At 67.8% G+C, this 13,091-nt stretch carries 9 protein-coding genes; 5 read left to right on the forward strand and 4 right to left on the reverse strand.

All coding sequences use genetic code 11. The features are described 5' to 3' along the window. Positions 1–123 precede the first annotated feature (123 nt). Positions 124–2,058 carry an RICIN domain-containing protein gene (locus tag HP507_RS10765; protein WP_175351787.1) on the forward strand — a complete coding sequence of 645 codons (1,935 nt, stop codon included), beginning with the start codon at positions 124–126 and terminating at the stop codon, positions 2,056–2,058. Then, a complete protein-coding gene (locus HP507_RS10770; protein WP_175351788.1) occupies positions 2,055–3,794 on the forward strand; it encodes a hypothetical protein in 1,740 nt (579 codons plus the stop codon). The genes HP507_RS10765 and HP507_RS10770 overlap by 4 nt, the downstream gene beginning before the upstream one ends. A gap of 49 nt (positions 3,795–3,843) precedes the next feature. On the opposite strand, the gene HP507_RS10775 is transcribed toward HP507_RS10770, so the two are convergent. The 4 genes from HP507_RS10775 to dnaK form a co-directional block, all read right to left on the reverse strand. Further along, entirely contained in the window at positions 3,844–4,254 is a 411-nt protein-coding gene (locus HP507_RS10775) for a heat shock protein transcriptional repressor HspR (protein WP_175351836.1), read from the reverse strand. A 180-nt stretch (positions 4,255–4,434) separates the two neighbouring features. Continuing rightward, positions 4,435–5,439: a DnaJ C-terminal domain-containing protein gene (locus tag HP507_RS10780; protein ID WP_175351789.1), complete on the reverse strand. Its 1,005-nt coding sequence runs from the start codon at positions 5,437–5,439 to the stop codon at positions 4,435–4,437. A gap of 24 nt (positions 5,440–5,463) precedes the next feature. Next, positions 5,464–6,105, reverse strand: coding sequence for a nucleotide exchange factor GrpE (locus tag HP507_RS10785; RefSeq protein WP_175351790.1), 642 nt, complete (start codon positions 6,103–6,105; stop codon positions 5,464–5,466). Between the two features lie 2 nt (positions 6,106–6,107). Further along, complete coding sequence (gene dnaK, locus HP507_RS10790; RefSeq protein WP_175351791.1) at positions 6,108–7,979, reverse strand: molecular chaperone DnaK; 1,872 nt, start codon at positions 7,977–7,979, stop codon at positions 6,108–6,110. Between the two features lie 299 nt (positions 7,980–8,278). On the opposite strand from dnaK, the gene HP507_RS10795 reads away from it, so the two are divergent. The 3 genes from HP507_RS10795 (at position 8,279) to HP507_RS10805 (ending at position 13,079) form a co-directional block, all read left to right on the forward strand. Then, complete coding sequence (locus HP507_RS10795; RefSeq protein WP_175351792.1) at positions 8,279–11,047, forward strand: collagen binding domain-containing protein; 2,769 nt, start codon at positions 8,279–8,281, stop codon at positions 11,045–11,047. A gap of 99 nt (positions 11,048–11,146) precedes the next feature. Then, positions 11,147–11,569, forward strand: coding sequence for a DUF3060 domain-containing protein (locus tag HP507_RS10800; protein WP_175351793.1), 423 nt, complete (start codon positions 11,147–11,149; stop codon positions 11,567–11,569). Positions 11,570–11,702: 133 nt separating this feature from the next. Further along, positions 11,703–13,079 (forward strand): tyrosine-protein kinase domain-containing protein, encoded by a 1,377-nt coding sequence (locus HP507_RS10805; RefSeq protein ID WP_175351794.1) that lies wholly within the window; start codon positions 11,703–11,705, stop codon positions 13,077–13,079. The last annotated feature ends 12 nt before the right edge of the window (positions 13,080–13,091 follow it).

Below are 13,091 nucleotides of genomic sequence, written 5' to 3' on the forward strand. Positions count from 1 at the left end.
GCGGTGTGCATTTCATATTCACAATCAACTGACGCCATATGGCGCCACGGAGTATCGCGGAGGATCGGCATTGATTGCGGGTGGGTATTTGATATGTTTCCGGTGTTCATGGAAAGGAACTTCATGCAGAAACATCGCGAACCGCCACGGCTCCGGAGCGTGAGCGCTGCCGCTGCGCTCGTCACCGTCGCCGCCACCGCCCTGACCTCAGGCCCCGCCGCAGCGGGCGAGGGAGCCCGAGGCGACTCCGAAGCCCAGATCGTCGGCCCGCTCGTGACCGAGACCTCCTCCTTCCAGGGCGCGGCCACCTTCAGCGCCCCGGCAGCCCCGGCTACGGGAGCAGAGGGCGCGCACGTCCCGGCGAACCGCGCGCTCACGCTCGCGGCAGCACGTGCGACGGCGGTGCGCTGGTACCTTCCTGCCGCGGGTTCGGTCACTCCCGTCCGACCGGCGACGCACCCGGACCTCTGTCTGACTGCCCAGTCGGCCACCGCCGGTCCCGGTTCCTCGGTCACCCTCGAGCGATGCGATGCAGCGAATTCGGCACAGCAGTTCAGGCAGGCGTCGAACGCGACGTCGAACAACCCCATCGGAACCGGCCTGCAGTCGGTGCACAACGACGGATTCCTCGGGCTGTACAACAATGACGACGTCATGCGTCTGCAGGCGAAGTCCATCGCTGACCGCGTCCCGACGATCGGAGATTTCATCCCCGACTTCAGTGCGCGGGTCGACGGAGTCAATGCGCTCGCGCGCATGGCAGACGTCTCGGGGCGCGGTACCCCAGGTGCGACGGTCGTCATCAACGGGACGCAGCGGGTGAGCATCCGCGCAACCGGCGAGTGGGAAGGCCAGGTGAGCGACCTCGCGTTCGGTCCGAACACGATCGCGCTCGAGCAGGTCGAGGGCGGTCAGCAGACCGGCACGGCGACCCTCACCGCGGAGCTCCTCGCCGAGCCCCTCACCTTCACTGCGACGTTCGCTGCGGAGCGCGACCTCCCGGTGACCGCCGCCGGGCGCGGCCACCCGGGTGCCACGGTGAAGCTCTTCGATGGCGACGGACACCAGATCGGCACCGCCGCGACGGCGAACCAGACCACGGGCGCCTGGAGCACGAACATCCCGGCGCCGAACGCCGGTGGCGAGTACCAAGTGATCGCCGCCCAGTTCCTCAGCGGCCTGCGCGACGGCGCCCACGACGTCAGCAGCGCCGTGGACTACGGTTCGGCGGTATCGGTGGACGCGCCGCAGGACGGCGCCGTACACACGGGCGGTTCACTCGAGATGTCCGGCACGGGGGAGCCCGGCGCGGCGGTCGAGGTCCACGAGGTCACCGACGCCGGTGATCGGCTGGTCGGACGGAGCCGTGACGGGGTCGCGCCGAACGGCCGTTGGACGCTCACGACCGACGACCTCGACCGCGCAGAACACGTGCTGCGGGTGGTCCAGAAGTCCCGCGGTGCGAACACGACGACCACGACGGTCACCGTCAACCCGGGTGAGACCGGCAAGCTCACCCCGGTCCAGCTCAGCGGACCCGCACTCGTCACGCCAGGTCTCCCGAACCGGTTCCACGGCACTGCCGAGCCCGGTGCGACCTACGAGGTGCTGAACGTTTCCAACACGCCGATCGTTCCAGGTCCGCTGTCTGTGAGCGACGATGGACACTGGGAGTTCGAACGGGTCGTGTCGACGGGTGCGCGGAACTTCCAGTTCAAGATCCGGCAGTCGAAGGACGGACAGACCGAGACGTCGCCGCTCTTCGTGATCGACGCGAACGAGGGCGTCACCCCTGTCATCGTGTCCACGGAGACCGTCCTTCCGGGCATGTCCAACACGTTCGAGGGAACTGGTCCCGCAGGTGCCACCTACGAGGTGCTCAACGCCTCCGGCAACCAGATCGTCCCGGGCACGCAGACGATCGGAGACGACGGCACCTGGTCCTTCGACCGGGACGTCTCGGCCGGGGTACTCACGTTCAGTTTCAAGCTCCGGATCACCCTCGACGGTTCGACCTACACGACCAAACTGTTCGAGCTGCCGGCGAGCACCCGATGACCGTCCGGAGTGCCGCTGCCCGAAAGCCAATCGTCGCTGTCGTCCTCGTCGTCCTCGCCGTCACGGCGCTCGCGACCGGTGCTGCGCCTGCCGCGGCGGATGAACAGCACGGGCGGGCAGATGATTCGACCTCGATCGAGCGGGATCCCGCGGAAGCGGTGGCCGACGACGAGGTGGCCCCGCACGAGGCACGCGTCTCGATGAGCGTTCCCGTGAACGTTCGAGTGACGACGAGCGAGTCCGGCTTCACCGTGTACGCGACCCCGCGGTGCTCCGGTGTGAAGTCTTGCTCGTCGTGGATCCACTTCCCCGGCATCGACGAGAAGGAGAAGTCGACGACGAACGGCTACTTCATCCGGTGGGGTGACTGGCAGGAGGGGACCTCGCGCACGGGGCACGTCCACACCTATGCCCGAGACATCTTCGGGTACGGCTGGTACACGAACGGCTCCACCTCACTCGGCGTGGTCACCCGCCCGTACACGGCCCGTCCGATCACCGCCCGTCTGTACGGTCAGGACGACGAATTACGTTCGGTGACGATCGTCGGCACGGCTACGCCGACCGCCACGATCCGTCGCGGTGGCGTGGTGGTCGCGGCCGCTGACCGGAACGGCAACTGGTCGACAGCCGTCAACGGTCTTCCCGTCGGCACGAGCACGCTGACGTTCCAGCAGTACGTCGGCGAGACGTACCGCGACCAGGTGTCGGTCTCGGTGACGTTCCGCGAACGGAACCTGCTCGCCGGCGTCTCCGGTGCGAACACGACCGTCGTGGCCGGCTCCGTCGCCACGGTGTACGGGCACCTCCGTGCGCTCGCCGACGTTACGACACCGCTGAGTCGCGCGACCGTGCAGCTCAGCGCTCCCGCTGGGTCGACCTTCGCCGATGTGCCGTCGACGATCCGGGGCGAGTACCGCACGTCGCCCTCGGGCGCGTGGACGCCGTTCGCCTCGGACGACCTGCACAACGGCAGCGTGTCCACCGACGGCAGAACCGCAACCTTCGACTGGGTGCCGACTCGATCCGACTGGACGCTGCGGGCGGGCACGGAGCTCCGGTTCGGCATCACCGTTCGCGCCTCGGAATCGGCGTCGGGCAACGGCTCGTTCCGGATGACCGCGGTGGGCTCTGCGCCGCAGGGCGCCTTCGACGCGACAGGCGCCACCCCCGTGACGTTCGAGCAGCCGCAGCTCTCGCCGGTGAGCGTCACCGAGCCGACGACGGTCACCCCTGACGCATCGAACCGCTTCGGTGGGACTGCCACGCCGGGTGCGACCTTCGAGGTCGTCGACGGAAGCGGCACGGTCATCGTTCCGGGCGGTCCGTTCCTGGTCGGGCCCGACGGCCGCTGGACGTTCGAGCACGTGGTCCCCACCGGGAGCACCGAGTTCCGGTTCGCCGTCCGCCAGACGGCGTTCGGCAAGACCGAGACGTCCCGGGTGTTCACGATCCCCGCTGACACGCTCCACGAGGTCCGCGTGACGACGACGTCGGTCCGTGCCGGCGAGGAGAACACGTTCGTCGGTACGGCGACCCCGGGCGCCACCTATCGGGTGCTCAACGCATGGGGCACGGAGATCGTCGCGGGCGGTCCGTTCACCATCGACGGCTACGGCCGCTGGGTGTTCGATCGCGTCGTGTCGAAGGGAGCGAAGGAGTTCTCCTTCAAGCTCGAGATCGAGAAGGCGGGCAGGACCGTCACCTCACCGCTCTTCACGATCCCGGCAGCCTGACCGCTCCCGTGGAGGACCCCCGTCGCACTGCGGCGGGGGTCTTCTGTGTTCAGCGCGGCCCGCGGTACAGCACGATCTGCGTGTTCCGCTGCGGCCGGGACCCGGCCTTGAGCGAGATCGCCGCCCCGGTCGCGGTCGCCGCGAACACCCGGGCGCCCGGCCGGTTGATGAGCTGGTCGGCGAGCGCAGTCTCGAGCTCGTTCACCCGGGCACGCAGCGCCCGGTTCTCGTTCTCGAGCTCAAGCACGCGCCGGATGCCCTCGAGCGAGACGCCCTCGGAACCGAGCCGTGCGATCTCGCGCAGCTGCGCGATGTCACGCATCGAGTACCGACGCGAGCCGCCGCGGGTGCGCCCCGGGACGACCAGGCCGAGCCGGTCGTACTGCCGCAGCGTCTGCGGGTGCATCTCGGCGAGCTCCGCCGCCATCGCGATCGCGAAGACGGGCGAGTTCTCGTCCATGTCGGTCATCGAGCGCTCCTTCCGTCCTGCATGTGGTCCTGGAACCAGCCTGGAGGCGCGGCGCGCGTTCCTGACGGAGCCGCGCCGCGCCTCTCCCCACCGGCACGGCCCGCCCGCCGCTTCGCGACGGGCGGGTACCGGCGGCGTGGGCCCAGGCCGGCTTTTCGGGCGAGCAGCCGACTAGCTGCGCGCCTTCGCGAGGAGGTCCTCGCGGGGGTTCTCGTCGGGCAGGGTCTCGGCGAGGGCCTCGACGGCCTCCCGCTGCTTGTCCGACAGGTGTGACGGCACCGCGACCTGGACGGTGGCGAGCAGGTCGCCCGTCCCGTTCTTGGTCGCGACGCCGCGGCCCTTGACGCGGAGGACGCGACCCGACGGCGTGCCGGGCGCGACCTTCAGCTTGACGGTGGAACCGCCGAGCGTCGGGACCTCGATCGTGGCACCGAGCGCAGCCTCCACGAACGTCACGGGGACGTCCAGCCGGAGGTTCTGCCCGTCGCGCTCGAAGACCGGGTGCTTCCGGACGGTGACCGTGACCACGAGGTCACCGGCCTCACCGCCGTCGGGCGAGGGTTCCCCACGCCCGCGCAACCGGATCTTCTGGCCGTCGGCGACGCCCGCCGGGATGCGGACGTTCACCGGCCGGCCGTTGCCCTGCGACAGCTTGACGGTGTCTCCGGCGATCGCGGTCGTGAAGTCGAGCGTCGTCGTCGCGGTGACGTCCCGGCCCTTCGTGGGCCCGCCGAAGCCGCGGTAGCCGCCGGTGGACTGGCCGAAGCCGCCGCCACCGCCGAACATACCGCCGAGGATGTCCTCGAAGCCGCCCGCGCCGCCTGTTCCGCCCTGGCCGAAGCGGACGCGCTGTCCGCCCCCGCCCTGGCCGAACATGCCACCGAAGACGTCCTCGAAGCCGCCGCCCTGGCCCGGGCCACCCGCCGTGAAGCGGGCGCCCGAGCCCATGGCACGGACCTGGTCGTACTCCTGGCGCTGCTCCTTGTCGGAGAGCACCGAGTAGGCCTCGCTGATCTCCTTGAAGCGGTTCTCGGCAGCAGCATCACCCGGGTTGGAGTCCGGGTGGTACTGCCGCGCGAGCTTGCGGTACGTCTTCTTCAGCTCGGCGTCGGAGGCGTCCTTGGAGACCCCGAGGACCTTGTAGAAGTCCTTGTCGAACCAGTCCTGACTGGCCATGGATCACCTACCTCCTGTCGCGGATCAGGCCGGGACCGCCACCGCGACCTTGGCCGCACGGAGGACGCGCTCACCGAGCTTGTAGCCCGGCTCGACGACGTCCGCCACGGTCTGGCCGGTGGCGCCCGGGGTGGGGAGCTGCACGATGGCTTCGTGGATGTTCGGGTCGAAGGACTCGCCCTTCTCGCCGATCTGCACGAGCTTGAACCGGTCGAACCCGCCGCGGATCTTCTGGGCGATGAGCTGCATGGGGCCCTCGGCGAGGTCACCGTGGGCCTCGGCCCGGGTGAGGTCGTCGAGCGCCGGCAGGAGTGCACGCACCACCTCGGCAATGGCGACCTCGCGGTTGGCCTCACGGTCGCGCTCGACGCGCTTCCGGAAGTTCACCAGCTCGGCCTGTGCACGGAGCATGTCCGCCCGCATCTCGGCCACGAGGTCGCGGTCGGCGTCGGACAGCTTGTCCTCCGCCATCCCGCGCGCGGCGTCCGCCAGCAGTGCCTCGTCCTCAGGGGAGAGGTCGCCGGCCCCGCCGGCGGGGCCGTCCGTCGGGACTTCGACGTCCGGCCCCTCGGCCTCGATGAGGTCCTCGGGCTGCTGTGCGTTGGTGGCGTCGCCCTCGACCTGGGGTTCGTCCTCGTTCGGCACGTTGTCCTTGGGATCCGTCATCGTTACTTCTTGTCCTTGTCGTCCTCGTCGTCCACGACCTCGGCGTCGACGATGTCCTCGTCGTCCTGCTGGCCCTGGTCGCCGGCGGCGGCTCCGTCAGCGCCGGCTGCGCCAGCGCCGGCGTCCTGCTGCGAGTAGATCGCCTGACCGAGCTTGCCCTGCGACTCGTTGAGCTTGTCGAAGGCCGACTTCACGGCATCCTCGTCCTCGCCCGCGAGTGCGGACTTGAGGGAGTCGACGTCGGCCTGCACCTCGGACTTGACGTCCGCGGGGAGCTTCTCGTCGTTCTCCTTGATGAGCTTCTCGATCGAGTAGACGAGCTGCTCGGCCTGGTTGCGACGCTCGTTCGCCTCACGACGGGCCTTGTCCTCGGCCGCGTGCTCCTCGGCCTCGCGGACCATGCGCTCGATGTCCTCCTTCGGCAGGGACGAGCCGCCGGAGATGACCATCGACTGCTCCTTGCCGGTGCCCTTGTCCTTCGCGGACACGTGCACGATGCCATTGGCGTCGATGTCGAACGTGACCTCGACCTGCGGGACGCCACGGGGAGCCGGTGCGATGCCGGTCAGCTCGAAGGTGCCGAGCGGCTTGTTGTCCCGGGTGAACTCGCGCTCGCCCTGGAAGACCTGGATCGCGACCGACGGCTGGTTGTCGTCGGCGGTCGTGAAGGTCTCGCTCCGCTTGGTCGGGATCGCGGTGTTGCGGTCGATGAGCTTCGTCATCAGGCCGCCCTTGGTCTCGATGCCGAGCGACAGCGGCGTGACGTCGATGAGGAGGACGTCCTTGCGCTCGCCCTTCAGGACACCGGCCTGCAGCGCCGCGCCGACGGCGACGACCTCGTCCGGGTTGACGCCCTGGTTCGGCTGCTTGCCGCCCGTCAGGGACTTGACGACCTCGGCCACGGCGGGCATGCGGGTCGAACCACCGACGAGCACCACGTGCGCGATGTCGTTGACCGACACACCCGCTTCCTTGATGACGTCGTTGAACGGCTTCTTCGTGCGGTCGAGCAGGTCGGAGGTCATCTGCTCGAACTGCGCGCGCGACAGGGTCTCGTCGAGGTTCAGCGGGCCATCGGCCGTGAGCGTCAGGTAGGGGAGCTGGATGTTCGCCGACATCTGCGACGAGAGCTCCTTCTTCGCCTGCTCAGCGGCTTCCTTGAGGCGCTGCTTCGCGATCTTGTCGGTCGAGAGGTCGACTCCGTGCTCGTCCTTGAACTTCTTGATGAGCCAGTCGACGATCCGCTGGTCCCAGTCGTCGCCACCGAGGCGGTTGTCGCCCGCGGTCGCACGGACCTGGATCGTGGAGAAGTCGTCGTCCTTGCCCACCTCGAGCAGGGAGACGTCGAACGTGCCGCCACCGAGGTCGAAGACCAGGATGAGCTCGTCTTCCTTGCCCTTGTCGAGGCCGTACGCCAGCGCGGCAGCGGTCGGCTCGTTGATGATGCGGAGGACGTTGAGGCCGGCGATCTCACCGGCGTCCTTCGTGGCCTGGCGCTCGGCGTCGTTGAAGTACGCCGGCACGGTGATGACCGCGTCCGTGACGTCTTCACCGAGGTACTGCTCGGCGTCGCGCTTGAGCTTGCCCAGGGTGCGGGCCGAGATCTCCTGCGGCGTGTACTGCTTGCCGTCGATCTCGACCTTCCAGTCGGTGCCGATGTGGCGCTTGACGCTCGCGATGGTGCGGTCGACGTTCGTGACCGCCTGCCGCTTCGCGGTCTCGCCGACGAGGACCTCGCCGTCCTTGGTGAACGCGACGATCGACGGCGTGGTGCGCATGCCCTCGGCGTTCGCGATGACGGTGGGCTCGCCACCTTCGAGGACCGAGACGACGGAGTTGGTGGTTCCGAGGTCGATGCCTACTGCACGTCCCATGTGTGGTGCTCCTTCTGTCGGGGTGCGCCGGTTGCGGCGCGTGGTGCGGAAGTCTGCGGACTTGCGTCCGATGGACTCAACCTTACTCCGGACTGGAGGCGCGTCAACCCAGGGAGCTGAAAGTTGCGTCAGAAGGACTCAACCCGATTCGTATTGCATCGGGTTGTATTTCAGTGTTGTGTTTGATATTTTGGTAAGGCAGCGGGGTCTCCCGCGATGACACTGACCGCGAGCCGCGGGCGACCCGATCGTCCCGAACGCACGCACGCGGCCCGACCCCTTGAAAGGGATCACTACGCATGTCCAACAAGAAGAAGCGTCTCGCGAAGGGCCTGGGCGCGAGCGTCCTCGCCGCCGCGACCATCGCCTCCGGCCTTTCTTTCGGTGCCTCCGCCGCCTCCGCCGCACCCCAGGCGAAAGCCGGCTACACGCCCTTCTATGGCTCAGCACCCACCATCTCCTCCCAGGGCACGGGTTTGTTCCCGGATCGTCCCTTCGGGGTCAAGTTCTGGGTTAGCAACTACCCGTCGAACCCAGAAGCCCAGGGCACCTTCATGGTGGCTGTACCTGCCCCTAGCCTAGAGGAAGCGCGCCAGAGCACCCTGAGCTTTAGCTCTTTGGGGTCGGAATGGTCTCGGTGGCACGTCAACAACGTCGACGGGTGCTTGTTTGCTACAGGTGATGGGCAGTCTGCGGGCTCGCAAAAGTTTGGGGTTCTTTACCATTACAAGAAGTGCGATAACAACAACGCTGAAAGCCCTCGCCAGTTCAGGATTAACGAAGCCGGGGAGATCGAGAACCGCGCGTACCCGAAGCTGCGGTTCACGCACATCCAAGAGAAGGACGGTATCAACTACCTCGCCAACTCGACGGGCGTGCAGGCCGACCTTGGGGGCGAGTTCGCGCGGAACAAGCTGACGGCGCAGGGTGCGTTCGATGCGGACGTGACGAAGAAGGGGATGATCTCGGGTATTGCCGAGAAGGGTGCCACGGTCGTCATCAAGAACGGCATGAACGAGGCCGGGCGCGTCACGGCCGATGCCACGACGGGCGCGTACTCGATCGAGGTCGCTGCGCCGGACGCCGCTGGCACCGTGAACTACACTGTGTCGCAGATCGTCAACGGCACCGAATCCGGTGACGTCAAGGTCGCGATGAACTACGGTTCCGCGGTCAAGGTCACCTCCCCCGCCGACCAGTCATCGGCGCAGCCGGGTCAGACCACGATCTCGGGCACCGGTGAGAACGGCGGCAAGGTCGAGGTCAAGGTCAACGGGCAGGCGCTGCCCGAGCAGACCGTCGCCTCGGGCAAGTGGTCCGTGAGCGCCGAGCTCCGTCGCGGCGAGAACACCATCACCGCCAAGCAGCTGTCGAAGGGTGCGAACACCACCACCTCGACGGTCACCGTGAACCCGGGCCAGAGCTCCCTCGACCCGGCGACGGTCACCACGGACGAGTACGTCCCGGGTGAGCGGACCACGTTCGAGGGCACCGCGACGGCGGGTTCGACGCTCCGCATCCAGGACACCAACGGCACCGATCTGCTCGGCCGGGACGTGCAGACCAACGCCCAGGGCAAGTGGTCGTTCGAGTACGCTCCTGCAGCAGACTCGACGAAGTTCACCTTCAAGACGGTCCAGAGCCTGGCCGGTGACACCCGCACCGACGGTCCGTTCACCGTCGACGCGAAGCCGGACGCTTTCTCGCCGGTCACCGTCACGCGTCCGGAGACGGTCACGCCCGGTGTCGAGAACGTCTTCACCGGCACCGCCACGCCGAACGCCACCTACCGGGTCCTCAACGCCTCGGGCACCCAGATCGTCCCCGGCACCTTCACGATCGACGCCAACGGCAACTGGACCTTCAACCGTGTGGTGTCCACCGGCGCCTCGAAGCTCGACTTCATCATCGAGCAGACGCTGAACGGCGAGACCCGCAAGTCGCAGCTGTTCAGCATTAAGGCGAACGCCGGCTACGCGCCGATCACGAACGCCACGCAGAGCGTCCGCCCCGGCGTGCAGAACACGTTCACGGGCACCGGTCCCGCCGGTGCGAGCTACCGGGTCCTGAACTCGGCGGGTAACCAGATCGTCGATGGCAGCTTCAAGATCGACGGGAACGGCAACTGGACCTTCGATCGCCTGGTGTCCGCCAACGCGACCGACTTCAGGTTCCGCCTCGAAGTGACCACCACGGACGGCGCGAAGTTCGTCTCGAAGGTCTTCACCGTTCAGGCCGAGATGCTCGAGCCGGTGACCGTGAGCACCACCGAGGTGTTCCCCGGCATCGAGAACACCTTCAGCGGTACTGGCCACAAGGGCGCCACGTACACGGTGCTCAACGCGTCCGGCACCGTCCTCGACCCGAGCATCATCAGCGACTTCCGCGTCGACTCCCAGGGCAACTGGACGTTCAAGCGAGTCGTGTCGAACGGGGCCACGGAGTTCAGGTTCAAGATCAAGCAGACGCTCAACGGTCAGAGCCGCACGAGCGAACTGTTCACGATCAACGCCGCGACGTTCCGCCCGGTCACGGTCGAGAACGACGGCCTGAACGTCGGCATCTGGAACACGATCTCCGGGACCGCGACCCCCGGCTCGACGATCCGTGTGCTCACGGGCGCTGGAGCCGAGCTCCCGAAGATCAAGGACCTGACGATCGACGCCAAGGGCAAGTGGTCGTTCAAGCGCATCGCCTCGGCCAACGCGAACGATGTACTCGCGTTCAAGATCGAACAGAGCAAGGACGGGAAGACCAGCGTCAGCAACATGATCAACCTCGCGGCGGCCGAGTACGCGGACGTCACGATCGACAACGCCACTGTCATCCCGGGCAAGCCCAACACCTTCACCGGGAAGGCCACCCCCGGCGCGGCGTTCGAGGTGTTCACCCCGAGCAACGTCGGCGACAACGCGCTCGCCGCGGGCACCGTGAACGCTGACGGCACGTTCTCCTTCGACCGCACCGTCGGTACGGGCGCCACCCAGTACGCGTTCAAGGTCGTCCTCACCAAGGACGGCGAGCAGAGCGTCAGCAAGGTGTTCACCATCCCGGCCAGCACCAAGTAACACCGGCACCACGGCGACGGCGCCCCTGGAGCATCACCGCTCCAGGGGCGCCGTCCCACATCCGCACGATCCGCTCGCCCCGAACCAAGGACCCCTACGATGACCTCCATCCTGACCCGCAGCATCGCCGCGACCGGCCTCGCCGTCATCGCCGCCTTCTGCGTCACGGCGTGCTCGCAGTCCGACGCCGACACCGCTCCCGAGCCGTCCCCCACCGCGACCGTCGCGCAGACGCAGTACAACGAGTGCATCGACGGCTCACTGCAGATCTTCGACGACAGCGACAACGCCAAGCCGGCCACGTTCGGCGACTGCGACGGCGCGAGCATCATCTCCTCCGAGCGCACCATCACGCTCGGGACCGTCCCGACGCTCACCGTCGAGGGCCAGAAGAACACGATCACCGTTGCGGGCGTGAAGACCCTCGCGGTCCTGGGCGACGGCAACACGATCACGTACCAGGGCGACGCCCCGAAGGTCGACGACCAGGGCGAGGGCAACACGATCCAGCCCGTCGGCTGACGACTATCCAGAGACCCCCGAGTGCCACCGCTCGGGGGTCTCTGCACATCTACCGCATGTCGGTATTGTCATGCGACATGTTATGTATTACAGTGGGAGAGCAAGCCCGAAACGGAGGACTCCCATGAACGTCATGACGATCACCCACGCCCTGCTCCGCGGGTGGTGGATCCTCGCGGCGTGCACGGCGCTCGGCGGTACCGCAGCCGCGCTTGTCACCTCGACCACCGCCCCGACCTACCGCGCCACGACCTCGTACTACGTGTCGGTCGCGGGTCAGGACACCGCGAGCGCCGTCGACATCGCCCAGGGCTCCGCTGCCGCGCAGCAGAAGATCAAGTCGTACACGGAGCTCGCCTCGGCCCCCCGGGTCCTCCAGACGGTCATCACGGACCTCGACCTCGACGTCACCCCCGCCGAACTCGCGCGCCAGGTCACCGCCACCGTCCGAACCGGCACGGTCATCATCTCCATCGCCGTCACCGAGTCCGACGCGGCCAAGTCCGCGAAGATCGCCGAGTCCGTCGGCACCACGCTCGCCGCGGTCGTCTCGCAGATCGAACCGGCGTCGGTCGACGGCGCGCCCTCGGTCAAGCTCGAGGAAGTCACCCCCGCCGTCACCCCGCAGACACCGATCGGGCCGAAGACGATCATGAACATCGTGCTCGGCATCGGCGGCGGTGCTGCTGTGGGAACCGCTCTCGCCCTCCTGCGCGCCGCGCTCGACACCCGGATCCGAACCACCACCGACGTCGCGGACCTCGGGATCGCCCTGGTCGGGGACATCGCCTTCGACGCTGAGGCTGATCGCCGGCCCCTCATCGTCCGCGACGAGGCGAACAGCCCGCGTACAGAAGCCTTCCGCAGCCTGCGCACGAACATCCAGTTCCTCCGCACCGGCGGGCCGCGTTCGATAGCGGTGACGAGCGCCCGTCCCTCGGAGGGCAAGACGACGACCACGGCGAACCTCGCGATCGCGCTGAGCCAGAGCGGCATGCGCACCATCGTGATCGATGCGGACCTGCGCCGACCCAACCTGGCGAAGACGATGGGCATCGAGGGTGCCGTCGGTCTGACCGACCTGCTCGTCGGACGCGCCGAGTTGGACGATGTCCTCCAGCCGTGGGGCACCGACTCCCTCACGATCCTCCCCGCCGGCACGATTCCCCCGAACCCGAGCGAACTCATCGGCTCCGAGGCCATGGAACACGTCCTCGAAGAGCTCACGGCACGTTTCGACGTCGTCCTCATCGACACGCCTCCGTTGCTCGCGGTCACCGACGCCACCCTGATCAGCACGCTCGTCTCGACGACCCTGCTGGTCAGCGCGGCGAACCAGACGAAGCGCTCCGAGCTCCGACTCGCCGTCGACGCACTGGAACGTGTCGGTCAGCACGCGGACGGCCTCGTCCTCACGAAGACGAAGCACAAGATCTCCGGCTACGGCTACTACCGCTCCGAGTACACGAACTCTCCGACCGGCACGGCCGGCACGGCCGACGCCCCCTGACGGAACCGATCA

Origin of the sequence: Curtobacterium pusillum (assembly GCF_013359865.1) — a bacterium.
Lineage (GTDB): Bacteria > Actinomycetota > Actinomycetes > Actinomycetales > Microbacteriaceae > Curtobacterium > Curtobacterium pusillum.